Here is a 24,241-nt window from a genome sequence, read left to right as displayed (position 1 = left end):
CAGACCTCAACTTTTCTGCAGGTTGGCGGCCAGTTCCGAAAGCGCGTCCAGCAGCATTTCCCGCACATCATCCCTGCTCACGCCCGCTGCCGCGCTTGCGGCGGCCCGGGGCGCGCCGCGGCCCGGACCCTCCATGATGAAGGACGCGCCATCGGCCAGATTGGTCAGGCGGCCCAGAAACAGACTGCCCTTGCCGATGATCATGGCGCGCCTGATTGTTCCGGCCGCCAGGGCGTCGCAGGCATGCCCCATGTAGGGCACGCCCGAGGGGATGTGCCCCTGGGTGTGCACAAAGCCCGGAATGCCGCGCTCTGCCGCGAATTGCGGGATTTCCTCACGCTTGAGCTGGCCCTTCATGACCGCCAGCGCCGCGATCATCTTGTAATTGGCCTCCGGCACGTTGCCCGCGCCCGCGGGCAGGGTGATTTCAGCGTTGTGCAGTTCGGGCGCGTACTTGTCCACATCCGTAAGCGTGAGGCCCAGACGGGCGAGCGGCTCAAAGGTCAGGGCCGAAGTAATGGCCTGCGGGGCCGCGCCTGCGCCCACCGTATGCTTGCCGATGGAATCCAGGCGGATCACGGGCAGGCTGCCTTCATCCGGCACAAGCAGGATCGCGAAACTGCCCATGCAGTTTTCCAGGGCCGGGAGCCCCTTTTTGATGTGATCGCGGGAGTTCATATACAGCTTGGGCAAGGAGCCGCCGCCAACCACGGCCACGTTTTTGCGCAGGCCAGAGGCCACCATGCCCGCTCCGGCGATCACGGCCGCGGCCGGCCCGGCGCAGAAGCCGCGCACATCAAAGCCGCTGGCATTGGCGCAGCCCGCGATTTCGGCCACGGCCTTGGCCATGTTGCCGCCGCCGCGCTGCATCACGTCGCCCACGGCCTCCTCGGAGCATTCCACCACAAAGTCGATGTCCGAAGGCTCAAGGCCGCAGTTTTTGATCATGTGCAGCAGCGCCAGCACGCCGCTGGCCTTGCAGGCCAGGTTTTCCAGCATCACATGCGCCGAAAGGTTTTCGTCCGAGTCATGGGCCCGGCGGCAGCAGCCCGCCACCCTGCCCTTGCTGTACAGGGGCAGCGCGCCGTGCTTTTCCACGGCCTGGGCGATCTCCGCGGCCTCATGCCCGGCTTCCAGGCGGGCCAACTGGCTTTCGCCCACGGCCGGATCCCGGGCCAGCTTTTCCCGCACGGCGGCCGCAAAGTCCTTTTCCAGCCAGATCAGATCAAAAACGTCGCAGATGTCCAGAAAGCCGAGGAACTCATCCTCGGGCATGATCTCCCCGAACCTGCCGTAACGCTCGGGCGCGCCCGGATGTTCCAGCCAGGGCGTCGGCGCCCTGGCCAGATCGTCCACGGACATGGCTCCGATGTAGGCCTTGTTGGGCGCGTAGCCCGCGGCCTCCTCGTAACTCTGGGCGCGGCCGGGCAGGGTCTGCAAATACTCGGAATCCGGCTTGGCGCGCCGCTCCTGAGAGGGTGTGCCGCCGTAGTGCAGGGCCAGCTCGGGCGCGAAATTCAGGCAGTAGGCCGTGCCTTTGATGCCGACATTGCCCATGTGATGCTCCTTAGCGTAAAAACAGCCGTCGCGGGCCGCTCTGCGCGCCCGGCAAGCCGCTATTTATGTTCCATGATATAGGCATACGCGGACATGGCGGCCCGCGCCCCGTCCCCGGCCGCGGTGACCACCTGGCGCAGCGCGGTGTTGCGCACGTCGCCGGCCGCGAAAATGCCGGGCGCGGAGGTTTTCATGTTCTCGTCCGTGACGATCCAGCCGCCGTCCACGGTGTGCACAACGCCGTTCAAAAACGCGGCATTGGGCAGGGTGCCGATGAAAATAAAGACGCCGTTGACCGCAAGCGCGTTTTTCTGATCGCTCTTCACGTTTCTGAGCACGATCCGTTCCACCAGGCCGTCGCCTTCAATGGCCTCCAGCACGCTGTCCCAGATGGGCACGATTTTGGGATTGGCCAGAGCCCGCTCGGCGACCAGCCGATCCGCGCGGAACTGATCGCGGCGGTGCACGATATAAACCTTTGCCGCAAAGCGGGTCAGGTAGCAGGCTTCTTCCACCGCGGTATTGCCGCCGCCGATGACCGCCACCTCAAGATCCTCGAAAAAAGCCGCGTCGCAGACCGCGCAATAGGAAACGCCCTTGCCCATGAATTCCTTTTCACCCGGGCAGCCGTGCTTGCGAAAATTGGCCCCGCTCGCCACAATCAGGGCCCGGGCCTCGATTTCGCCCTTGTCCGTGATTACCACGGTTTTGCCGCCCCCGGGCCGCAGACCGTTGACCTGCGCGGTGCGGAATTCAGCCTTGAAGTGCTCGGCATGCGCCCGGAAACTGTCGGCCAGGGCCGCGCCCGAGGCAGAGATCGTGCCCGGCCAGTTTTCGATCTCGCTGGTGACTAAAATCTGGCCGCCGGCTTTGCCTTTTTCCAGCACCAGCACATCCAGGCCCGCGCGTTTGCCGTACACCGCCGCAGTAAGCCCGGCCGGTCCGGCCCCGATAATGACCAGTTCACGCTGTTCCATGCTCTCTCCTTGAGCCGCGCCGCTCTGCTCCGGCGGCGCGGCCTTCTCCCTGTTTCTTATTTGTTGAAGACCGTCTGCTCGGCCACGGGCGTGGACAGCGCGGTCAAGGCCCGCTCCACCAGTGCGCGGCGCAGGGCCTTTTCCGCATCCGGGGAAAGCTCGGGATTGCCCAGGGGATACGGGATGGACACGGTGGGCACAATGCGGTTGGCCCCGATACTCAGAGAGATGGGCACAATGGTGCACATGTGAACCACCGGCACGTCGGCAGTGTCCTCAATGGCTTTGGCGAGCGTTGCGCCGCAACGCGTGCAGGTGCCTCAGGTGGAGGTGAGGATCACCGCCTGCACCTGGGCGTCCTTGAGGCGCTTGCCGATCTCGATGCCAAAATCCCTGGCCCTGGCCACGGCCGTGCCGTTGCCCACGGTGCTGTAAAAGAGATGATGCAGGGAGCCGATGCGGCCTTCCTTTTCCAGATCGCGCAGCACGTCCACGGGCAGCACGCGATCCGGGTCCTGGTTGGCATAGGTCTGATCATAGCCGCCGTGCGCGGTCTGGTATTCGCCCTGATGCAGATCCGTCACCGTGCTGATGTCGTATTCGCCGTAGTTCTGGGCGCTGGAAGCCGCAATATGATCCGGATTGCCGATGGGCACGATGCCCCCGGAAGTGACCACGGCAATTTTGGCGCTGCCCATCTCGGCCACGGGCGGGCGCGGGGTCACGCGGTCAAAGACCGGCATCTTGTACTCCGTGACAAAGGGCTCCCCCTTGAGCTTTTTGCTCAGCATGCGCACCGCGCGTTCCGCGCCGGGCTGATCATAAAAGATATTCTGGCGGATGCCTTTTTCAAGCAGGCCTTCCTCGGCCGGGGAGCCCAGTTCCTCGCCTTTGAGCAGCTTGAGCAGCACCCGGGCCATGACCGGCACGGCCCTGGCCATGCCGCGCGCGGAGTCCGCGGCCTCCACAATGGGAATCTCCTTGCGGAACAGATCCACGCCCGGGTTTTCACGATACAGGGCCGTGACCACCGGGATGCCCAAAGTTTTCCGGACCGTCGCGCAGACCGCCGCGCAGGCCGCGCCGTAGCGCCCGGCATTGAAGGCAGGCCCGGCGATCAGGGCGTCGGCCTTGCAGGCGCGCGCTGTTTCCACCACCTGGGCGGTCACGGCATCCATGTTGTTGGCGAAATAGTTGTCGCCGCAGATGAAGGTGGCCACGATTTCGGCTTCATTGCCCAGCGCGGCCTTGAAGGCCATGCCCGGGCCCACGACGCCCTGGCGCGTTTCCGGGGCCGCGTCCGCCTTGTCCTCGCCGCCGATGCCGCCGAAAAACTGATTGATATAGTGAATGACGCGATATGCCATACTCCACTCCTTCCTGTGTCATTTCCGCGCTGTTCCTAGAAGGGTGCAGCCGGAAGTCAAAAAGGCGCTGCCTACAACGTGCGGCCGCCGATGCGGCTGTATCCCAGCTCGTTGGTGGCCCCCATGATGGCCTGCAACTCCACCTCCATGCTGCCGTCTTCGCGCAGGGCCCCGAAGAAGCCGCCGGCAATGACTTCGGCTGTGGCCGGATCGCCGATGACCCGTTGCATGGGCGGCAGCACAATGAGCGCATTGGCGTTGCCCGCCGTGACGCAGGCGTCGCCTTCGGGGCAGGAATCCGCCAGTGACTGGCTTGAGCCGTCGCGTCCGGCATACTCGTCGGTGATCAGGACGGTCCTGATGCCCGCGCGCTCGGCTTTCCAGCAGTTCATAATCAGGTCCGCGTCCGGGTTGCCGAAGCCTTCCTCGGAAATGACCAGACCGTCCACGCCGAGCATGCGCGCCAGCTTCACGGCATAGGAAGAGCTGCGCTTTTTGTCGGCCAGGGTCACGTTTTCATTGGTGATGATCACGCCCGCAAAATTGATGTCCTTGCCGTGATGGGCATAGAGGCTGGCGATCACCGGGTTGTTCAGATGCATGTAGGTGCTGTTTTTGTCGCAGGCCGAAACGCAGTTGCCGGAAATGATCGCGCCGTCCATGACCTCCGTGGGGCTGATCAGGGTGGGCAGGATTTTTTTGGCGTCCACGCCGTACACCCAGGTGTCATGCAGCAGTCCCTGGGACTGAAGCATGTAGAGGTAGCCCACCCTGGGCAGACCGGGATACGCGCTCACGGCCTCGGCCAGCGGCGGGAACGCGTAGGATTCCACCGCATCGGCCCTGACTTCTTTGCAGCAGGAGGCCAGATAATGCGCGGCCTTGAGCCCGGCCCGGCGATAGACGGCCTCCAGCGCGTGCAGTTCCACGCCCTCAGCGGGCTCAAAGACCAGGACCACGTTGCAGGTTTGGGAAAAGGGCGTGTACGCGGCGCCGGGCCCGCTCATGTCCACAATGCCTTCCTGCGGGGCCACCAGGCGGCCCGTGGTCAGCACGGCCGCGCCCGCGAGAACCAGAGTTTTCCCCTGGCCCACGGTTTCCACGTCCCCGATCCAGCCGGGAAAAACCTCGCCCGGGCCTTCCAGTTTGCAGCGCGGTTCCACGGCGTCCTTGCAGGGCAGGATGCGCGCGCTCTCGCCCGGATGAACCAGCTCCACGCGCACATTTTTGAGGGCCTGATCCTCCAGCAGCATTTGGACCAGCTCTTCCTTGTTGACGGTCAGCACATGGTCGCGCGCGCCGGTGTGCGAGCCCCATTCCAGTTTGCGGATTTCAATCTTGTGCAGTTCCAGATTCACGACAAACTCCTTGGGTCAGACGGTCGTCAGCCTTGGGCTGATTGAGTTCGCAGAGAGAAAACGGCGGACCCGCGCTCCGGATTCGCGGGCAACAGGCCCACGCAACGCCGCCGCGCGTCGCGAGAAGAGGGGCATGCCGCTCTTTGCCCTTGCGCCTGCCACGGACCGGACCGGCCCGACCGGCGCAGGTCAGAGCAGGCTGTCCAGCGTGGCTTTGAGCAATTCGTAATCCAAAAGCGCGCAGTCGCGGCGCATGATTTCAGGCAGGTCTTCCGGACGGCTTTGCCGGATGTTTGCAGAGGGGCTCTGGTACAGCAACAGGGCTTGTTCCAGAAAATGCAGGGATTCGGGATCGACGGGAGCAAGACAGCCGGAGGGGCTTTGCCCGGCGCGGGAGGCCGGAGTCGCTTGCGTGGCGGGACCGGGCACAAAAGGCGTCTGGCCCTGGGGGGGAGCATGGGCAGCGGGCGCGACCGCGCCTTCGCTCCTTCCGGCCGCCGCCTGCCTCCTGCCCGCGGCGCTCTTGCCTGCCGCGGGCACAAGCAGAACAATGGAGCGATAGGGCTGCTGGTGTGGCCGAAAATTGCCGTACAGCGGATGATTGGCCAGACGCCAGCCCCGATGCACCAGATCGCGCGCGCGGATCAGCACGGCGCGGGCGTCGTCGTCCACAAGGCGCACATCAAGGCCCGCAGGGCTGCGGGTGGAAAAAAGCGGATTGTTGGTAATCAGGCTCGCGCGACCGGCCACGGCAAAGCTCCCGCGTTTGCATTGGCTCTGTCGCGCTGGGGGGCGGTTCAGAGGTGCGTCCGGCTGCAATCCTGATGCCTGAGAGTTTCAGCCTGGCGGCCTTGCCCCTTCGGCGACCCCGTGGCGGCGCGCTTGTGTTCACGGCGCAGCGCGGGTGCTCTCTTGCAGCTTTCGCTCGCACTTGACAAATCGCACATTGAGAAAAAAATGTCAAGCGTATGCGCAAGCGAGGGATTCACCTTCCAAAGCATTTTCTCTTTGAAAATGCTCTGCTGACGCGAAAGCGGCAGCCGCCGCAACGCGGCGCACATTCAGGCGAAAACCGCGTTTTTCGCCTGAATGCCACCTTTGACTTTCATAAAAAGTCAAAGGTACTCTTCTCTAAAGGTGAATCCCTCCGCACGCAGGAAAAAAATTGCGAAACCTCTGGCCCATGACGGCAGCCGGAGAGCTGCAGAACTTTAGAGCATATTGCTTTTAAAACGCTCTATATTTCCCTGTAGCGCGCGCCCGTGGCCGCGGAGCTGACCAGATGGGCATAGCGCCTGAGCACCGGGTAGGGACAGTCCTTGCGCGGCGCTTCAAGCTCGCTTTTGCGCCGCTCAAGCTCGGCCTCGTCCACCAGCAGATCCAGCTTGCGGCCCGGGATATCGATGCGGATCATGTCGCCTTCGCGCACCAGGGCAATGATGCCGCCGTCCGCGGCTTCGGGCGAAATGTGGCCGATGGCCGCGCCGTTGGTGCCGCCGGAAAAACGACCGTCCGTGAGCAGGGCCACGTCTTTGCCCAGGCCCATGCCGGTGATGGCCGCGGTGGGCGAGAGCATTTCGCGCATGCCCGGGCCGCCGCGCGGGCCCTCGTAGCGGATCACCACGCCGTCGCCGGGCTGGATTTTGCCGTCCAGGATCGCGCGCATGGCGTCTTCCTCGGAGTCAAAAACCCGCGCGCGCACGTCGCGGCGCATCATTTCCGGGGCAACCGCCGATTGCTTGACAACGGCCCCACCCGGCGCGAGGCTGCCGCGCAGAACGGCAATGCCGCCCTGCTTGGAATAGGCCTGGCCCAGGGGGCGGATCACATCCGGGTCCAGGATGCGCGCCTTGCGATCCTTGAGATTGTCGCCCACGGTCCTGCCGGTGACGGTCAGGCAGTCCTTGTGGATCAGGCCGAGCTTGTCCAGCTCGCTCATGACCGCGGGGATGCCCCCGGCATTGTCCAGATCCACCATGAAATGCCTGCCCGCGGGCGAGAGTTTGCAGAGGTTGGGGCTCTTGCGGCTTACCTCGTCAAAGACCTCCAGCCCCATATCCAGGCCCGCCTCGCCGAAGATGGCGGGCAGATGCAGCACCGTGTTGGTGGAGCAGCCCAGGGCCATGTCCACGGCCACGGCATTGGCCACGGCATCGGGCGTGACGATGTCGCGCGGGCGGATCTGGTTTGCGAGCAGATCCATGACCCGCATGCCAGCGGTCTTGGCCAGGCGCACGCGGGCCGCGCTCACCGCCGGGATCGTGCCGTTGCCGGGCAGGGCCACGCCGATGGTTTCCGCCAGGCAATTCATGGAATTGGCCGTGAACATGCCCGCGCAGGCGCCGCAGCCCGGGCAGGCCCGCTCGACCATGTGTTCCAGCTCTTCCTCGCTCATGCTCCCGCTGCGCACCCGGCCCACGGCTTCAAAAATCGTGATCAGATCGCCGCGGTCGTGCGGCCCGAGGTTGCCGGGCAGCATGGGGCCGCCGGAAACCAGAACGGACGGCAGGTTCAGGCGCAGCATGGCCATGAGCATGCCGGGCACGCACTTGTCGCAGTTGGGAATGAAGACCAGGGCGTCAAAGGCATGGCCGCGCGCCATGATCTCAATGGAATCCGCAATAAATTCACGCGAAGGCAGGGAAAAGCGCATACCCTCATGGTTCATGGCCAGGCCGTCGCACACGGCAATGGCCGGGAACTCCAGGGGCGTGCCGCCGGCCATGCGCACCCCGGCCTTGACGGCCGAGGCCAGGGCGTCCAGATGCATATGGCCCGGCACCACCTCGCTGGCGGCGTTGACCACGCCCACCAGAGGGCGTTCCATTTCTTCCCTGGTCAGGCCCAGAGCATAGAGCAGAGAACGATGCGGGGCTTTTTCCAGCCCACTCTTCATTTTTTTGCTGCGTGCGTCATTCATGGCGGCGATCCTTTGGGGTAAAGAACAACTACGCCCCGGCGCGTTTGCGCGCCCGGCAACCGCTTTGTCATACGGCAAAAGTCTGCGTCCGTAAACATGCCACGGGACGGGAAGGATTCGCTTTCAGAGTGAAATTCCTTTTGCAACCATGGAAAAGTACAATGAATTTTTTACGGAAATCATCTCAAAGGCGAATCCCTCCCAAGCGCCGCCTGCTTGAGCGCAAGGCAGAACTACGCTAGGCTGCCCGCATGCAAGGCCCAACTCCCACCCTGGCCCGCCGCTATATGTTCAAGCTGCTGGCCAATATGGCTTCCGTTCCGGTGTATCTGGTCATGGAAGCCATTCTGCCGCGCGCTCTGGGCCCGCGCATGTATGGCAATTACAGCTTTGCCACCAATCTTTTCCAGCAGCTTTCCGGCTTTCTGGACATGGGCACCTCCACCTGCTTTTACAATGCCCTGTCGCGCCGCCAGAACGAAAGCGGGCTGATCGGCTTTTACTTCCGGGTCAGTCTGCTGGTGGCCCTGATCAGCCTGCTGGCCGCCTTGTGTATGCTGATCCCCGCAATGGGCGGCCTGCTCATGCCCGACGTGCCGCTCTGGCTCGCGCCTCTGGCCGCGCTCTGGGCCTTTCTGACCTGGTGGGGGCGGGTGCTGCGCTCCATGAACGACGCCGTGGGAGCCACTGTGCCCTCGGAAATGGCGCGCACCCTGATCTCGCTTTTGGCCGTGGTCCTGCTGGCCGGGCTGTTCTGGTCGGATCAACTGAACATCCATACACTCTTCGCGCAGCAATATTTCATGCTCGGAGCCACGGCCCTGGGCTACTGGCTGGTCACGCGCCGCCACTGGCGCGAGCGCGACCAGGCGCTGCGCCTGCACATAAGCGGTACGCAAAGCCGCGCCTACTGCCGGGAATTTTTTGACTACAGCCACCCGCTCTTTGTACAGGCCCTGCTCTCCTTTCTTCTGCTCACGGCCGAGCGCTGGCTGCTGCAATGGTTTGACGGCAGCGCGGAACAGGGTTTTTTCGCCCTGTCCCAAAAAGTCAGCATGGCCTGCTTTCTCTTCGTCTCGGCCATGACCCCGCTGATCATGCGTGAGCTTTCCATCGCCTGGGGCCGGAACGACCGCGAGACCATGGCCCGGCTGCTGACCCGCTTCGCGCCCCTGCTCTATGTGGTGGCGGCCTACTTCTCCTGCTTCACTCTGGCCGAAGCCCCGGCATTGGTGAACATCTTCGGCGGCGCGCAATTCGCGGCGGCCGTCCTGCCCGTGCAGATCATGGCCCTGTACCCCTTGCATCAGGCCTACGGCCAGTTGGCCGGTTCGGTCTTCCACGCCACAAGCCGCACCCGCGTGCTGCGCAACATTGCGGCCCTGGAGTGCGTCTACGGCTTTGCCGCGGCCTGGTTTCTTCTGGCCCCGCGCGAGTTCCTGGGCCTCAATCTGGGCGCTGTGGGCCTGGCCCTGAAAACCGTGGGCGTGCAATGCCTGACCGTCAATCTGTACCTCTGGCTGGCCTCGCGTTTTCTGCCGCTGAGCTTCTGGCGCAACCTCGCCCACCAGATCTGGAGCCTTGCGGCGCTCGCCCTGCTGGCTTTCGCCTGCCGCGATCTGACCATCAGACTGGGCATCGGGGATTTGGATTCGGCAGGGCGCTTTCTTGTTTCCGGCGTCTTGTACAGCCTGCTCTGCCTGAGCCTCTGCCTGGCCGTGCCCCGGATGCTCGGCCTTTCCCGCCGGGAATTGCGCGAACTCTTCATCCGGCTGAAAAAATCCCGGGGGCGCGCAGCCTGAGCCGGGCGCGGGCTTGCGCGGCAAACGCGGGGCTTTGTCAAAGCCGCAGATGCCGCTTGCATTCTTTGTTCGCCGGGACTATCTTTTTGCATCCGGCTGGGGGAGCCATCATGGCTGAGAAAGGGTGTGAGCGCCCTGACCCCTAGAACCGCGCACGCGCGCGGTTCTGCACCTGACGCAGATAGTGCTGACGAAGGGAAGCTGACCAGCCCGCCCGCGCGGGTCTGTGCTTGCCCGCAGCCGTTCAGGTTCAGCGGGCTTTTTGTTGTCGGAGGTCTGACATGCATCTGATCGTCAACGGCCAAAGCGAAACCTGCGCCGAAGCCGCCAGCCTGGCGGATCTGCTGCGCGCGCGCGGCCACGACCCCAAGACCGTGGTCGTGGAATGCAACGGGAGGATCATTCCCGCTGACGCCTTTGCCGCCACGCAACTGCACAGCGGCGACGTCATTGAGATTGTGCAGTTCGTGGGCGGCGGCTAGCGCCGCGCCGGGGCAATTCCGTGGCGCATGGCTCAAATCCCGCGCCTCGGCGCGGCACGTCAGCAAATGACGCGGGGGCAGCCGGGCTATCCCATTTTGGCGGATCGCGGCCTTTACGCCGCGCAGCATTGCAAAAGGCAGAGGTTCCGGCGGCGCGGCGTTTCTTTTCTTTCCCTGTTTCAAAGAATTCTGGCGGAGAGCAGCATGAATGATCCCTTTGTGGTCGGCGGCGTGACCCTTGCAAGCCGTCTGTTCATCGGTACGGGCAAATACAGCGCCGACAGCCTGATCCCGGCAGTGGCCGAGGCCAGCGGCGCGGAAGTCATCACCGTGGCCATGCGCCGGGTGGAAAAAGGCCAGCAGGGCATACTGAGCCATATTCCTCAAACCATGCGCCTGCTGCCCAACACATCGGGCGCGCGCACTGCCGGCGAGGCCGTGCGCCTGGCCCGGCTGGCCCGGGCCGCCGGTTGCGGCGACTGGATCAAGATCGAGGTTATTTCCGATACCCGCCATCTGCTGCCCGACGGCTACGAAACCGCCAAAGCCACGGAAATTCTGGCCGGGGAAGGCTTTATCGTGCTGCCCTACATCAATCCGGATCTGTATGTGGCCCGCGCCTGCGCGCAGGCCGGAGCCGCGGCGGTCATGCCCCTTGGCGCGCCCATCGGCACCAACCGGGGCCTGCGCACCAGAGAGATGATCGCCATTCTCATTGAGGAACTGGATCTGCCTGTGGTGGTTGATGCGGGCATCGGCCGCCCCTCGCAGGCCTGTGAAGCCATGGAAATGGGCGCCGCGGCCTGTCTGGTGAATACGGCCATTGCCTCTTCGGAAGACCCTGTGCGCATGGCCAGGGCCTTCAGGCAGGCCGTGGAGGCCGGGCGCAATGCCTGGCTGGCCGGCGCGGGCGCCGTCAAAGCCCGGGGCGCGGGCGCGGAAGCATCCTCGCCGCTCACGGGATTTTTGCGCTAGGGCGTTTTGCTCATGAATGAGAGCATTCTTTGATTGAAAATATCCATTTTCAATCAAAAAAATACGCTAAGGACAGGATCTTTCTGTTCCCGGCAGCCTGCGACTTTCGGAGAAGAACAAGCGGAGAGCGCGCGGCGGCAGAGATGGGCTGCGTCGCCTGCTCCGTTTGCATTGGCGTCTTGTCCCTGTGTCGCAGGGCTTGCCCTGCCGGCCGGAAAGCACAGAGCCTCATTTGTTGCTTGCGGCCCAACGCTAGAGCATTTTCACTTTGAAAATGCTCTGCTGACGCGAAAGCGGCAGCCGCCGCAACGCGGCGTACATTCAGGCGAAAACCGCGTTTTTCGCCTGAATGCCACCTTTGACTTTCATAAAAAGTCAAAGGTAATCTGCTCTAAAGGATAGCTCAGATGGAAAATTTTCAGCATTTTTTGCAAAACTGGCCCGCTGATCGCCGTTCCCGAGGCACGGCCGCGGCCACCCCGGACAAGGTCTGCGCCACGCTTGAAAAAGATGTGCTGCAACCTGCCGACTTTCTGACCCTGCTTTCGCCCGCGGCCCAGCCCCATCTGGAAGCCATGGCCCGCAAGGCCCGGGAGCTGACGCTGCGTTATTTCGGGCGGGCCGTGAACATCTTCACCCCGCTGTACATTTCGGACGTCTGCACCAATCAGTGCCGCTACTGCGGCTTCAATGCCAAAAACAAGCAGCCCCGCCGCCATCTCAGCGTGGACGAAGCCTATGCCGAGGCCAAGGCCATTGCGGACATGGGCTTTCAGCACATCCTGCTGCTCACGGGCGACGCGCCCAAACTCTCCTCGCCCCTGTACATTGCCTCGGTGGTGCGCCGGATCAAGCCCCTGTTCGCCTCCATCGGCATTGAGGTTTATTCTCTGACGCAAGCGGAATATGCCCTGCTGCTGGAAGCGGGCGTGGACAGCATGACCATGTTTCAGGAAACGTACAATCCCGAGCTCTACGCCTGGCTGCACCCCGTGGGGCCCAAACACGACTATGCCTTCCGTCTCAATGCCCCGGAACGCGCCGCGGCCGCGGGTATGCGCTCCCTGGGCCTGGGCGCGCTGCTCGGCCTGGAATCCTTCGAGCAGGACGCTTTTGCCACGGGCCTGCACGCCTGGTGGCTGCAACGCAACTTCCCGGGCGTGGACGTGAGTGTGTCCATCCCGCGCATCTGCCCGCACGAGGGCGACTTTGACGTGCAGCATGCGGTGGATGATCGGCATCTGGTGCAATACGTCACGGCCATGCGCTGCTTTCTGCCGCGCGCGGGCATCACCTGTTCCAGCCGCGAAAGCGCCTTCATGCGCAATCATCTGGTGCCGCTCGGCGTCACGCGGGTTTCCGCGGGGGTCTCCACCGCCGTGGGCGGCAGGGCCACGGAGGACAAACACAACCCCGGCCAGTTTGAAATCTCCGATCGCCGCAGCCTGGCGGAAATGACCGCCGCGCTGGCAGGCATCGGCTATCAGGCTGTGCTCAAGGACTGGGAGGACCCGGCGGCATAGAACAGCGGCCTAGAACAGCGGGATTCACACGCAAAGGCAGGAGGAAAGCGCGCGTGGGCAACAGTTTGCGCCAGGGTCTGAGGCGCTATTTCAGGCCTGAACAACTGGCCCTGCTGCAAGCCGCGCGCGTGGGCGTGGCCGGAGCGGGCGGTCTGGGCTCCAACGCGGCGCTCATGCTGGCGCGCTGCGGCGTGGAGCATCTGCTGCTGGTGGACGACGACGTGGTGGAGCCCTCCAACCTGAACCGTCAGCACTACTGGCCGCGCCATCTGGGCAGACCCAAGGTCGAAGCCCTGGCCGATCTGCTGCGGGAGCTCAATCCGGACATACGGCTGGACACGCGCCAACTGCGCCTGACCCCCGACAATCTGCCGGAAATTCTGCCGGCCTGTCCCATCTGGCTGGAGGCCCTGGACGATCCGGAAGCCAAAACCATGCTCGTGGAGCGGGCCCTCCTGAGCGGACGCCTGGTGGCCAGCGCCTCGGGCATGGGCGGCTACGGCGGTCCGCCCATGCAAAAACGCCGCCTGGGACCATTGACTCTGGTGGGGGATTTCAGCACGGACGTGCTGACAGCCCCGCCCCTGGCCCCGCGCGTCACCCAGGCCGCGGCCCTGCTGGCCGACGCAGTGCTGGAATTTATCTTAGAGCATTTTCACTTTGAAAATGCTCTGGCAGGTAATGCGCCGGGGCAGCAAAGGCTGTAATGCGCCCAGCAGTTGCCGTTTTCCACCGGCCCATTTCACGACCGGCGCCACCAGGGCATTTTTTTCCATCCGCCGCGCTCCGGTTATTCCGCCGTGCCCGGCCCCCGGGGCGGCAACTGCGCCAGCACTCCCGCGTCCGCGGGCAAAAAAGGCAGGTGAGCAGCCTCGGCAGGGCTGATCCAGCGCAGGTTCTGGCCTTCCTCGGGGCAGGGCTCCCCAGTAAAGGCCGTGACATGGAAAAAGTGCAGGCGCACCCGAAAGCCGCGCTCCGCATAGCTATGGCTCAGGCTTTGCCAGAATGCGGCCTTGCGCACGCCAATGCCCAGCTCTTCGGCCAGTTCACGGGCGAGCGCCTCAGCCGGGCTCTCGCCGCCTTCCAGCTTGCCGCCGGGAAACTCCCAATAGCCTTCCAAAGGTTTGTCCGTGGGGCGCTGCGCCGCCAGAAAGCGCCCGTTCCGCCAGATAATCCCGGCCGCCACTTCTATATCCCGCATAGTGCTCTCCGCCGTCTCAGCGAATCGTTGCTGTTTTCAGCTCGCAGATCCCGCGTGGGGCCAGAGCGGTTGCCGTTTTCAACAGCAAACCGCTCTAGAGCAGATTACCTTTGACTTTTTATGAAAGTCAAAGGTGGCATTCAGGCGAAAAACGCGGTTTTCGCCTGAATGTACGCCGCGTTGCGGCGGCTGCCGCTTTCGCGTCAGCAGAGCATTTTCAAAGTGAAAATGCTCTAATTTCATTAGCAAAACGCTCTAAACCCGGGCGGCAATCCATGTGCTCAAGCCTGCGAGATCCGCGCCCCAGGGAAAATCGCCGCCCTTGAGTTCAGCGCCCACGCCGTAAAAGAGCGTGCCCACGCTTTCCGCGGCGTCGCGATCCGTCACGGCGTCGCCCACCATCAGGACGTGCTCGGGCAGCACGCCGGCCACACGCACAATTTCGGCCAGCAACAGCGCCTTGGCAGGCGGCGAGCCGTAAATGCCCGTAAAATACCGCTCAAGCCCGCGCTCGCGCAGCACCATGCGCAACTCTTCGGCGGGCGCGCCGGAACAGACATAGAGCGGCAGCCTGCCGCGCCAGGTCTCCAGCACATCCGCCACGCCCGGGATCAGCGGGCAGCGGCGCACTTCGTCCAGGGCGTATTCCGCAAAACGGCGGCCCCAGTCCGCGGATTCCTCGGCGCTGATCTCGCGGCCCAGCACTTCGCGGAAAAACCACTGGAACTTTTTATAACGGCTGACGCCGCCATGCACGGTATGATACATGACAAAGCGATCCCGCGCCTCGTCGCCGAAAGGCTGGGCCAGCCGGGCAAAGGCGCGCGTCTTGACGGGCACGCTGTCCAAAATCACGCCGTCGCAGTCAAAAACCAGACATTGCAATGCCATTTTTTTGCTCATCCCTTGAAAAGCGTGGAGGGTGGATGAAGCGCCGCCGGGGAAAAACATGGTGGCTGAGGTGGTTCGCGGCAATGCCACCCGGCGGGAAGCAGACCCTATACGGCGCTCATACCCTGCCCGCGCCGCCCGATCAGCCTGGCCGGAACCCCGCCCACAATGCTGAAGGGAGCCACATTGCGCGTGACCACCGCGCCCGCGCCCACCACGGCCCCGCGCCCGATGCGCACGTCAGGGGTGATCACGCAGTTGGCGCCGATCCAGACATCTTCCTCAATAATCACCTGCCCCGGCTGATGCCCCTGGCGCATGATCGGCAGATCCTGCCGCTCGAAACGATGGTTGGCGGCGCGGATCACCGTGCCTGGCCCGATGGCCGTGTGAGCCCCGATTTCAATGCGCCCGGCGTCGGCCCCCAGATGCGCGCAGGGGGAAAGCGCCACATTGTCGCCCAGGACCAGCCTGCCGTCATTGGCGGTCACAAACGAGCCGCGGCCCAGGCGCACGCCGTTGCCGAGCTCCATGTTCCGGCAGCCCATAAGGGTGAGCCCGGTGCCGAAGCGCACGGAACCGCAGCGGGCGAACAGCCAGCGCCAGGCCGCCAGACGCAGCAGCAGCCCCACAGGCGTGGGCACCCAGGCGAAGAGCGCAATCCAGAGCTCTTCCAGAGCAGCCCCCAGCCGGGCGCGGCGGCCCGGCGTGCCCGGAGAATCTGCGCGCCCCGCGGGGGCGGAAGGGCCGGGCCCGGCCATCTACTTGCCGTACTCCCGCATCAGGGCGTCGCCTTCCATGAGCCGGGTCACGCGCGCCAGATCCTCGGGCGTGTCCACGCTCCAGGTGCGGCCATCCGTGGGCACCATGCGCACTTTGTCGCCGTATTCCAGAATGCGCATCATGTCCACGGACTCGTAAATTTCCAGGGGGCTTTCTTCCATCTCATTGAAGCGCAGCAGATAGTCGCGGCGGAAAGGGATGACGCAGACCTGCTTGCGCATGGGCACCTTGTCCGAACCCTTTTTGCGCGAGGGAATGGGTTCGCGGGAAAAATAGAGGGCGTTATTGTGGCGATCCACCACCACCTTGACCTCGTTGGGATCTTCAAATTCCTCCAGGGTATCCATCTCGGCCATCAGATTGACCACGTTGATGGCGGGCTCCTTGAGCATGGGCGCCACGGCAGCGTCGATCATGTCCGGGGTGACCATGGGCTCGTCGCCCTGGACCATGACCACGATGTCGGCCTTCCGGCCCGTTTCGGCTTCGATCTTGAGCAGGGCCTCGGCCGTGCGCGTGGAGCAGCGCACATGGTGATCGCCGGTCATGACGCATTTGAGCCCCGCATCCCTGCAATAATTTTCGATGATGGCGTCGCAGGTGGCCACATAGGTGGCGGAGAGGGTTTTGCTCATGGCCGTGCGAAAGGCCACATGCCCGACCATGGGCACATTGTGGATCAGCGCGAGCGGCTTGCCGGGATACCGGCTGGAACCCATGCGCGCGGGAATGATGGCAATGATATTCATGACAAGAGCTCCTTTCTGCAGGATCGCGATGAAAAAAATCATGGGAAAACGAAACGCCGGCCATGCTCGGCGGCGCTGCGGGAAGCCGGAGCCGATCCCGGGCATGGCGGCAGCGACGATACCCGCCTTTTCCGGCTCACGAGAGCATTTTTTGATTGAAAATATCCATTTTCAATCAGAAAATGCTCTAATCGTCCGTGGCAACCAGATACCCCCCCTCGGCCTGCAATTCCGGATGCAGGCGTTTGTGCTCCTCCTCCATGACCCGCAGGATGCCCTGCCCCAGGTCCACGGTCAGCGGCGGGACCAGCTTGCGGCCCATCTTGGGCATGAAGGCGTAGGGCGTAATCTGATAATGCCCGCTGTTCGGATCATTCTGATACTTGACGGTCAGCTCTTTGCCCAGCATTTCGCCGATCATTTTGAACAGATCCCCCACGCGCATGGGCTGGTTGCCGGAAATGATGATATTCTGGTTTTCAAATTCCGGAGCCAGCACGGCCAGGGTAGCCGTGGAGGCGTCATCCACATGCACATATTCGCGCAGGGCCGTGGGCGCGCCGTAATAGGTAATCGCGCCCGTGGTCAGGGCTTCGTGCACAAAGCGGTGGATGGCGTTGCGCGTGTCCGCGCGCGGCCCGTAGAGCGAGCCGTAGCGCAGAATCGTGTAGGGCAGGCCGTGCGCGGCCTGGTAGTTTTCAATATAAATTTCGCAGGCCTGTTTGCTGCAACGGTAAAAACCGCCGGATTTGCCGTAAACATAGAGAGAAGAGGCGAAAACGTAGCGCCGGACAGCTTCCCTCCGGCAGGCCTCCAGGATCATCACATTGCCCAGAACATTGATCCGGGCCGTGTCCACCGGGCGGTTGTTGGCCTCCCCGATATCCGCGATGCCCGCATAGTTGAAGACCATATCCGCGCCCTGCACGGCCGCGCGCACAGTCTCCTCGTCCAGAATGTCGCCCGTGAGCATGGTCTGGCCCGGGCGCAGCCAGGGCGAGGCATGCAGATCCACAATGGTCACCGCATGGCCTGCCTCGGAGAGCTTATCGCAGATATGCGAGCCCAGAAAGCCGGAACCGCCGAAGACAGTGATTTTCACAGTGCTTTCTCCCTGTCGGGCCGCTCGGCCCCTTGCCACAGAAATACCGAATCAATGCCGTAGGCGATGAAGCGGCTGCCCGCCGCCACCTGCCGGGCCAGTTCCGCCGGGTCGGGCTGCACGATATGCAGGCCCATGCGCGCGTTGCGGCGCTTGCAGGCCGCCTGGATGCGATCCATGACCGCCCTGAAGTCAGGATGCTCGAACTGCGCCGTCAGCCCCATGCTGCCCGAAAGATCATAAGGCCCCACCATGATGGCATCCAGGCGGGGATGCGCCAGAATGGCGTCCAGATTGTCCACGGCCCGGATGTGCTCAATCTGGGCCACCAGAAAAAGCTCGGGCGCGCGCTCCTGCCGGTAGGCTTCAAAGTTCTTGCCAAAGACGTTGGCCCGGCAATAGCCCACGCCCCGGTATTCCGCGGCGGTTTCACCGGCTGCGCGCCAGTGGTCCTGCCCCGGATATATGGCCCAGTCAATGGCTTGATCAAGCTGCGCCCTGCTTTCGATCATGGGAAAGATCAGCCCCTGGGCCCCGGCTTCCAGAGCGGACTTGATCCAGCTTTTGGCGGCCTCGGGCAGACGGGCGAAAGGCGCGGCGCCGCCGCACTCAATGGCCCTGAAGATGTCCGGGAGGCCGGCGCAGCCAAAGGAGCCGTGCTCCATGTCCACGGCCACCCAGTCATACCCGGCGCGGGCCATGAGCTCGGCCACGTCGGTTGAGGGCAGTTGCAGCCAGGTGCCCACCGTGGGCTTGTCGCAGGCCAGAAGCGCGCGAATGTCATGTACTGTCATAGGAAACGGCTTGCCGCCGCGGGCTGATGTCAGGAACGAACCACCATAGCGCGTGCCTGTCCGGGGCGCAATATGCCGGGGGGAGTCGCGCAGGGCTGCCGCATCTTCTGCGGCAGCCCTGGCGGCGATGCGACAGCATCCGTGGGAGCGAAGTGCGGCTGTGCCTTGAAGGGCAGATGAATGTATGATTCAGGGCCCTAGAAAGGCCAGATATTGTCCATGAGTCGGGTGAACCAGCCCGGCTTCTGCTTGTCGGCCAGCACGCCGCGGCCGTAATATTCAATGCTTGCGTCCGCAATCTGGGTGGAAAGGATGCTGTTTTCCGCGTCCACATCCTTGGCGCGGATCATGCCCCGCACAACCATGTATTCGGTTTCCTCATTAACCCGGATCTCGCGCGCGCCCTCGATCTGCAACAGCCCGCCGGGCAGCACGCGCAACACGCGCGCGGCCAGAGAGGTGGTGACGTAGTTTTCACGCTTGGTCTTGCCCGTGGCCGTAAGATCGCTGACCGAGGTGGTGCTCAGCGCGGGCATGCCGATCTGGGCCTCCGGCCCCACGCCCACCAGCGGCAGAAAGCCGGATCGGCTTTTGCCGAGCATGGCGTTGACCTGGTAGTCATTGGAGCTGTCCTTGTCAGCCGTGGTTTCGGCCTTGTTCTGGGCCTTGGTGTTTTCCACCAGCTTGACCACCACAATATCGCCCACGCGGCGGGCGCGGCTGTCGGAAAACAGCGGTTCCTCCTCGCTGGCAGCGAACAGGGAGCCCGGATTGTCCGGCCCGCTGGTTTCCTGGCGATATTCCTGGGGCGGCGTGACAGGGGTCTGCAATGCCGGGCGCTTGTGCGCGCCGCCGCCGCAACCGGCGCAGAGTAAAAAAGCCAGTCCCAGGACTGCAACAATCCGGCGTGTTTCCATATTCTCTTCTCCTCCCGGGCCTTGCGTTTCTGCAACGCCCGCCCACTGCGCCGGGAAAGCTCCCGACATTAGAGCATTTTTTGATTGAAAATATTCATTTTCAATCACTTCGCCGCCATCATTTCGCGCAAAAATGCGGTTTGGACGCTCATTCGGCGCGGGCTCTAGCGTATCTCCACGGTATTGCCGTCTTTGACGGTGGCGTAGACCTGCTTTTTCGTTTGCAAATTCCGCACCGGAATGGTGGCGCCGGGCTCGCCGTCGGCCAGGGCTTCGGCCTGGGTCGTCATTCTCACATTGCCGCGCGCGTACCGCAGGGTCACTACCTCGCCGCGCCGGACCATAAGCTGACTGGCAAGATCGCTTTGTAAAATGGGTTCGCCCGCCATCAGGCTGCGCGTCACCTGCCAGGGGCCGCCGTGGCCGTCCCACGGCAGATCCCGCAACTGACTTGCGTTGATCCGCATGAAGGTTACGGCCTGGGGCGTCAGCGCGTCACCCTTGTTCAGGGGTCGGGCGGCCGCGGCTGTCGTGATCCAGAGTGTCAGATTGACCGTACCCGCCACCCGGCGCAGCACTGTGCCGTCGGCCTCCTGCACGACAAAGCGCAGGGCCACGCGGCCAGGGCTCAGTTTGCCGGGCTCCAGTTGCACGCGCTGCTGCGGATGGGCCAGAAAAATATATTCCGGCAGTCTGAACTCGTTCAATTCCGCTTCGCCGGGCATGACGGCCAGTTGTGGAGTCAGGCTTTTGACAACATAGGCGCGCAAATCATCCTCTCTGATCACCAGGCCGCCGCGCTGGATCACCAGCGAGGTGGGCAGAATGCAGCGCGCGGCGAGCTCCGGGCCGAGACTCTGGCGCAGGGCCTGGGAAAGCCGGGAACGATTCACCTGTAAAGGCTTGCCTTCTTGCGGCGGCGCGGGCCAGAGCCGCCGGGCTTTGAGATCCGCCCAGAGCGCCGGGTCGATCTGCCCCAAGGGGCTTGCGATGTCGCCCAACAGGACCATATCGCCGCTGGTCACGGCTGCCGCGGCCACTTTGAGCCGCCAGTCGCCCTGGCCGAGCATTTCCACCTGCCCCTCGCGGGCCAGCGGCACTGCATTGGCCGCGAGCAGGTCCCTGGTTTTGGCGGCGCGCTGCGCCTGTGCTTCAGGGGCAAGGGGCAATTGGGCGGCGCGAACCTGCGGCGACCGCAATTGCGTTTTGATCTGGGCCGGGGAACGGCGGTGGTTGCGATCAGTGTCCTGCCAGACGGCCTGCGGCACGCCGCCCTGCGCCGCGGCACACGCCGGGACCGATCCTGAAATCCAGGCCCAGACCGGCAGCAGAGCCAGACAGAGCGCCAAGGCCGCCCAGAACCCGCGGCAGGTGTCAACGCGGCGGAAAATCATGGCAAGCCTCATCAGCTGCGCTTGAGCTGCACAGCGATGCCCAACATGGAGTCCGAGGTCTGAATGGACTTGGAGTTCACTTCATAGGCGCGCTGGCCCACGATCATATTGACCATCTCATCCACCACTTCCACATTGGACATTTCCAAAAAGCCCTGGGCCAGAGTGCCCACGTTGTCCGTGCCGGGCACGCCTTCGGTTTCCGCGCCCGAAGCTTCGGTAGGCGTGTAAAGGTTGCGGCCGCGGGCATCCAGGCCCGCCGGATTGATGAAGGTATACAAAGGTATGTCCGCGCCCGCGATTTCCTGCCCCTGGGCGTCCAGGGCCGCAATATGCCCTGAGGAGGAAATGGCAATGTTCTTGGTTTCCGGGGGCACGGCAAACTCCGGCTGCAGGATGTAGCCGTTGGCCGTGACCACCGTGCCGTCCTGATTCAGCTTGAAGGAGCCGGCGCGGGTGTACATAAGCTCGCCGTTGACATCCACCTGAAAAAAGCCGTCGCCCTCAATGGCCACGTCCAGGGTGTTGCCGGTATTCTGAAAATCGCCCTGGGTAAAGAACTTGTGCACGGCGGTGGGCCGCACGCCCATGCCGACCTGAATGCCCACAGGCAGGCGGTTGTCGCCGTCGGTAATGGAACCGGCGATTTTCATGGTCTGATACATCAGATCCTCAAACTCGGCCCGGCTTTTTTTGAAGCCCGTGGTGTTGACGTTGGCCAGGTTATTGGAAATGACATCAATGTTGAGCTGCTGGGCCACCATGCCGGTGGCGCCCGTGTACAGAGAACGCATCATGGGAAAATCTCCTCATATCCGACCGGGTTGCGCGCCTTTTCCCGGACCCGGCGGGTTTGCCGGGGCACAGCCGCCAACGGCTGACGCGGGCGGGCATGGCTTCGCCCTGCCAGAGCGTTGAACTGTTTTCATGAGCAAAACGCCCTAGCCCTGACGGCGGCCTATTTTTTCATTGGCCGCGCGATCCAGCGTGTCCGACGTCTGCATGACCTTCTGATAGGCCTCGAACTGGCGTTGCACTTCAATCATATTGACCATCTCGGAAACCACTTCCACATTGGCCGCCTCGGTAAAACCCTGCTCCACGCGCGCCCCGGCCAGATAGGCGTCGTCTTCGGCAACCTGCGTGTTTTCGCGCGGCCGGAAAAGATTATGACCCATCTTTTCCAGATTCTGGGGCTCATCCACGCTGAACAAGGCAATCCGGTTGACCGCCACGCCGTCGGCTATCACCTGGCCGTCGCCACTGATCTGCACGTTGCGCGTCCCCGGCGGGATGACGATGTTGCCGCCCACGCCCTGCAAGGCAAAACCCTGGGGCGTCATCACCGTACCGTCCTCGGAAAGCAGAAAATGGCCATTGCGCGTCAAATAGTCGCCCGTAGGCGTGGCCACCCGGAAAAAGGCGTTCTCGCCGCAGATGGCCACATCCAGCGGGTCGCCGGTGAATTGCATGGAACCCTGGGAAAAATCTATGCGGGATACCGCGACGCGCGCCCGCGCCATGTTCTTTGGCTCCGGGAAAAGCGGCTCGGAGCGCAGATTCATGAGCGGCTCGCGGATTTCATCGTGCGCGTAGTAAGCCATAGTGTCCTTGAACGCGAGCGTGTCGCGCTTGTAGCCGTGGGTATTCACGTTCGCCAAATTATTGGCAATGAAATTCATACGGTGTTCAGTGGTCAGCGCGCCGAAGAGCCCGCTGAACATGGCGTCTTGCATGGTAAGCTCCTTTTTCCGCGGCCCGGGGGCAAAACCGGCGCAAAGCCCCTGCCCCGGACCGTACAGGCCTTTGCCGGGAAATATGCAAAGAGCGGGCCAGGCATGTCACAATCAGACCGCAAGCAGTTCACAAAAAACCATAGCAGATAGCATCATATATGTACTATTGTGCAGTTTTTTTTAAATACACTTATAAAAAATTATATTTCAAAATTAATATTTATAGTAAAAAATTATATGAATACATTTTTCAGATACATTTTTCCTGATTATACAATCATAATTTTTTCATCTTATCTTCACTGAAAGAAAGAAAAAAATCTTTCCCTGAATCAGGTAATCGTGTTATCTTGATCTGAATAGATGAAAAGGAGATTTTTTATGCCGCTGAAAAGCCTCTTGCAAAAAAATCTTGCGCAAGTCCGGGATCTGCGGGAACCTCTTGCGCTGGATGCTGCGCATGTGCGGGATCTGGAAAAAATTGCCAGGCGTTTTCCGTTCTCTATTCCGCCCTATTATCTGTCCCTTGTGGACCCGACCGATCCGCACGATCCAATCAGAAAAATGTGCGTGCCGGACCGTGAGGAATGGGATCCCGACGGCCGCTTTGATACCAGCGGCGAGAGCGCCAACACGATTCTGGACGGCCTCCAGCATAAATACCGCCAGACGGCGCTGATTCTCACGACCAGCGCCTGCGCCATGTACTGCCGCCATTGTTTCCGCAAACGCATGGTAGGCCTTGAGGAACAAAAAGGCCGGCAAGCCCCGGGCGCGTGCGACAAAATTCTGGACTATATCCGGCAACACACGGAAATCAACAATGTGCTGCTCTCCGGCGGGGACGCCCTGCTCACGCCTGCGGCTGTTCTCAGGGGATACCTGGAAGCGCTCTGCGGCATGGAGCATCTGGACGCCGTCAGAATCTGCACCCGCACGCCCGTGGTCCTGCCCATGCGCATCTATGAGGACCGGCAACTGCTGCAGATGCTCAGTGAATATGGGCGCAGGAAACGCCTGTATGTGGTGACCCAGTTCAACCATCCCAGGGAAATGACCAAAGAGGCGCACAGGGCTCTGGAGGCCCTCAACCGCTGCGGCCTGATCGTGCGCAATCAGACCGTGCTGCTGCGCGGGGTCAATGATGACGCAAAAACCATGGGGGACTTGCTGCGACGTCTGATCCGCGTCGGCGTAATGCCCTATTATCTCTTCCAATGCCGCCCTGTGACCGGCGTGAAAAATCGCTTTCAGATCCCCATTGCCCGCGCGTGCTCCCTGGTGGAACAGGCCAGGCAGTCACAAAACGGCCTGGGCAAAGCTTTCCGCTACGTCCTGTCGCATGAGACAGGCAAGATAGAAATACTTGGCCCGGCCGGCAACGAACGCTGGCTCTTCAAATACCATCAGGCCAAAGCGCGCGAGGATCAGGGGCGCATGTTCCTCGTCAAACTGCAAGCGGAGCAGTGCTGGCTGCACGGGGAGGATCTCCATGCCGCGTGACGGCGCGACAGACGTGGCATGTGGGGGGAGAGAGGGGTTTGGCGGGCCGGGGCGGAGGCAAACGAGAAAGCCCCCGCGCCGGTGGCGTCGGGGGCTTTCTAACAATCTTTGGCAACGGCCTACTTTCCCGCAAGAAGATATGCAGTATCATCGGCGATGGAGAGCTTAACTGCCGAGTTCGGGATGGGATCGGGTGTACCCTCTCCTCCA

The 24,241-nt window shown here is 62.8% G+C and carries 25 protein-coding genes, 1 rRNA gene and 1 riboswitch; of the genes, 8 read left to right on the top strand and 18 right to left on the bottom strand.

Features of this window, described 5'->3' with window-relative positions; translation table 11 throughout:
• Positions 1-6: 6 nt before the first annotated feature.
• From grdC to G7Y52_RS00850, 5 genes are all read right to left on the bottom strand, one after another.
• On the bottom strand, positions 7-1,557 hold the full coding sequence (grdC, locus tag G7Y52_RS00870) for a glycine/sarcosine/betaine reductase complex component C subunit beta (RefSeq protein WP_165064636.1): 1,551 nt from the start codon (positions 1,555-1,557) through the stop codon (positions 7-9).
• A 59-nt stretch (positions 1,558-1,616) separates the two neighbouring features.
• Positions 1,617-2,534 (bottom strand): thioredoxin-disulfide reductase, encoded by a 918-nt coding sequence (trxB, locus tag G7Y52_RS00865; protein WP_165064634.1) that lies wholly within the window; start codon positions 2,532-2,534, stop codon positions 1,617-1,619.
• Between the two features lie 56 nt (positions 2,535-2,590).
• Entirely contained in the window at positions 2,591-3,901 is a 1,311-nt protein-coding gene (gene grdB, locus G7Y52_RS00860) for a glycine reductase complex selenoprotein B (protein WP_165064630.1), read from the bottom strand.
• Positions 3,902-3,972: 71 nt separating this feature from the next.
• A complete protein-coding gene (locus tag G7Y52_RS00855) occupies positions 3,973-5,259 on the bottom strand; it encodes a glycine/sarcosine/betaine reductase component B subunit (protein ID WP_165064626.1) in 1,287 nt (428 codons plus the stop codon).
• Positions 5,260-5,448: 189 nt separating this feature from the next.
• Positions 5,449-6,009 carry a GrdX family protein gene (locus tag G7Y52_RS00850; protein ID WP_165064623.1) on the bottom strand — a complete coding sequence of 187 codons (561 nt, stop codon included), beginning with the start codon at positions 6,007-6,009 and terminating at the stop codon, positions 5,449-5,451.
• A 56-nt stretch (positions 6,010-6,065) separates the two neighbouring features.
• Positions 6,066-6,184: riboswitch (glycine riboswitch) on the bottom strand.
• A 43-nt stretch (positions 6,185-6,227) separates the two neighbouring features.
• Between G7Y52_RS00850 and G7Y52_RS00845 the strand changes: the two genes are divergently transcribed.
• Positions 6,228-6,446: a hypothetical protein gene (locus tag G7Y52_RS00845; protein ID WP_165064620.1), complete on the top strand. Its 219-nt coding sequence runs from the start codon at positions 6,228-6,230 to the stop codon at positions 6,444-6,446.
• A gap of 50 nt (positions 6,447-6,496) precedes the next feature.
• Here G7Y52_RS00845 and ilvD read toward each other — a convergent pair whose 3' ends face one another.
• Positions 6,497-8,179: a dihydroxy-acid dehydratase gene (gene ilvD, locus G7Y52_RS00840; RefSeq protein ID WP_165064617.1), complete on the bottom strand. Its 1,683-nt coding sequence runs from the start codon at positions 8,177-8,179 to the stop codon at positions 6,497-6,499.
• 251 nt (positions 8,180-8,430) lie between these two features.
• Between ilvD and G7Y52_RS00835 the strand changes: the two genes are divergently transcribed.
• The 6 genes from G7Y52_RS00835 to thiF all read left to right on the top strand — a co-directional run bounded on the left by G7Y52_RS00835 (position 8,431) and on the right by thiF (position 13,668).
• Positions 8,431-9,981, top strand: coding sequence for a lipopolysaccharide biosynthesis protein (locus G7Y52_RS00835; RefSeq protein WP_165064614.1), 1,551 nt, complete (start codon positions 8,431-8,433; stop codon positions 9,979-9,981).
• Positions 9,982-10,262: 281 nt separating this feature from the next.
• Positions 10,263-10,463, top strand: coding sequence for a sulfur carrier protein ThiS (gene thiS, locus G7Y52_RS00830; protein ID WP_165064611.1), 201 nt, complete (start codon positions 10,263-10,265; stop codon positions 10,461-10,463).
• Between the two features lie 204 nt (positions 10,464-10,667).
• Positions 10,668-11,438 carry a thiazole synthase gene (locus G7Y52_RS00825; protein WP_206215155.1) on the top strand — a complete coding sequence of 257 codons (771 nt, stop codon included), beginning with the start codon at positions 10,668-10,670 and terminating at the stop codon, positions 11,436-11,438.
• 171 nt (positions 11,439-11,609) lie between these two features.
• Positions 11,610-11,840, top strand: coding sequence for a hypothetical protein (locus G7Y52_RS00820; RefSeq protein ID WP_165064608.1), 231 nt, complete (start codon positions 11,610-11,612; stop codon positions 11,838-11,840).
• A gap of 5 nt (positions 11,841-11,845) precedes the next feature.
• Complete coding sequence (gene thiH, locus G7Y52_RS00815; protein WP_165064605.1) at positions 11,846-12,961, top strand: 2-iminoacetate synthase ThiH; 1,116 nt, start codon at positions 11,846-11,848, stop codon at positions 12,959-12,961.
• A 53-nt stretch (positions 12,962-13,014) separates the two neighbouring features.
• Positions 13,015-13,668, top strand: coding sequence for a sulfur carrier protein ThiS adenylyltransferase ThiF (gene thiF / locus G7Y52_RS00810; RefSeq protein WP_165064602.1), 654 nt, complete (start codon positions 13,015-13,017; stop codon positions 13,666-13,668).
• Between the two features lie 83 nt (positions 13,669-13,751).
• Here the strand turns inward: thiF and G7Y52_RS00805 are convergent, their stop codons facing one another.
• The 11 genes from G7Y52_RS00805 to G7Y52_RS00755 all read right to left on the bottom strand — a co-directional run bounded on the left by G7Y52_RS00805 (position 13,752) and on the right by G7Y52_RS00755 (position 22,528).
• The gene (locus tag G7Y52_RS00805; RefSeq protein WP_165064599.1) at positions 13,752-14,162 is read right to left on the bottom strand and encodes a (deoxy)nucleoside triphosphate pyrophosphohydrolase; all 411 of its coding nucleotides are present in this window, start codon (positions 14,160-14,162) and stop codon (positions 13,752-13,754) included.
• Positions 14,163-14,240: 78 nt separating this feature from the next.
• Entirely contained in the window at positions 14,241-14,405 is a 165-nt protein-coding gene (locus tag G7Y52_RS00800; protein WP_165064596.1) for a hypothetical protein, read from the bottom strand.
• 12 nt (positions 14,406-14,417) lie between these two features.
• Positions 14,418-15,053, bottom strand: a complete 636-nt coding sequence (locus G7Y52_RS00795; RefSeq protein WP_165064593.1) for an HAD family hydrolase — start codon at positions 15,051-15,053, stop codon at positions 14,418-14,420.
• 107 nt (positions 15,054-15,160) lie between these two features.
• Positions 15,161-15,814 carry an acyltransferase gene (locus G7Y52_RS00790; RefSeq protein WP_165064590.1) on the bottom strand — a complete coding sequence of 218 codons (654 nt, stop codon included), beginning with the start codon at positions 15,812-15,814 and terminating at the stop codon, positions 15,161-15,163.
• A complete protein-coding gene (locus G7Y52_RS00785) occupies positions 15,815-16,585 on the bottom strand; it encodes a 3-deoxy-manno-octulosonate cytidylyltransferase (protein WP_165064587.1) in 771 nt (256 codons plus the stop codon). It abuts the gene before it with no gap.
• A gap of 187 nt (positions 16,586-16,772) precedes the next feature.
• Positions 16,773-17,687 carry an NAD(P)-dependent oxidoreductase gene (locus G7Y52_RS00780; RefSeq protein WP_165064584.1) on the bottom strand — a complete coding sequence of 305 codons (915 nt, stop codon included), beginning with the start codon at positions 17,685-17,687 and terminating at the stop codon, positions 16,773-16,775.
• Positions 17,684-18,481: an aldolase/citrate lyase family protein gene (locus G7Y52_RS00775; RefSeq protein ID WP_165064581.1), complete on the bottom strand. Its 798-nt coding sequence runs from the start codon at positions 18,479-18,481 to the stop codon at positions 17,684-17,686. The genes G7Y52_RS00780 and G7Y52_RS00775 overlap by 4 nt, the downstream gene beginning before the upstream one ends.
• A 197-nt stretch (positions 18,482-18,678) precedes the next feature.
• Positions 18,679-19,398 (bottom strand): flagellar basal body L-ring protein FlgH, encoded by a 720-nt coding sequence (locus tag G7Y52_RS00770; RefSeq protein ID WP_165064578.1) that lies wholly within the window; start codon positions 19,396-19,398, stop codon positions 18,679-18,681.
• 164 nt (positions 19,399-19,562) lie between these two features.
• Positions 19,563-20,792: a flagellar basal body P-ring formation chaperone FlgA gene (gene flgA / locus G7Y52_RS00765; RefSeq protein ID WP_241159546.1), complete on the bottom strand. Its 1,230-nt coding sequence runs from the start codon at positions 20,790-20,792 to the stop codon at positions 19,563-19,565.
• Between the two features lie 11 nt (positions 20,793-20,803).
• Complete coding sequence (flgG, locus tag G7Y52_RS00760; protein WP_165064572.1) at positions 20,804-21,589, bottom strand: flagellar basal-body rod protein FlgG; 786 nt, start codon at positions 21,587-21,589, stop codon at positions 20,804-20,806.
• A 144-nt stretch (positions 21,590-21,733) separates the two neighbouring features.
• Positions 21,734-22,528, bottom strand: coding sequence for a flagellar hook-basal body protein (locus tag G7Y52_RS00755; RefSeq protein WP_165064569.1), 795 nt, complete (start codon positions 22,526-22,528; stop codon positions 21,734-21,736).
• Positions 22,529-22,909: 381 nt separating this feature from the next.
• Here G7Y52_RS00755 and G7Y52_RS00750 point away from each other — a divergent pair, with 381 nt between their 5' ends.
• On the top strand, positions 22,910-24,031 hold the full coding sequence (locus G7Y52_RS00750) for a KamA family radical SAM protein (RefSeq protein WP_165064566.1): 1,122 nt from the start codon (positions 22,910-22,912) through the stop codon (positions 24,029-24,031).
• A 106-nt stretch (positions 24,032-24,137) separates the two neighbouring features.
• On the opposite strand, the gene rrf is transcribed toward G7Y52_RS00750, so the two are convergent.
• Positions 24,138-24,241, bottom strand: a 5S ribosomal RNA gene (rrf, locus tag G7Y52_RS00745); the annotation flags it as partial.

It is taken from the genome of Desulfovibrio sp. ZJ200, assembly GCF_011039095.1.
Classification (GTDB): domain Bacteria; phylum Desulfobacterota; class Desulfovibrionia; order Desulfovibrionales; family Desulfovibrionaceae; genus Desulfovibrio.
Note: the sequence above shows the minus strand (reverse complement) of the source record. Positions and strands in the feature narration are given on the sequence as shown.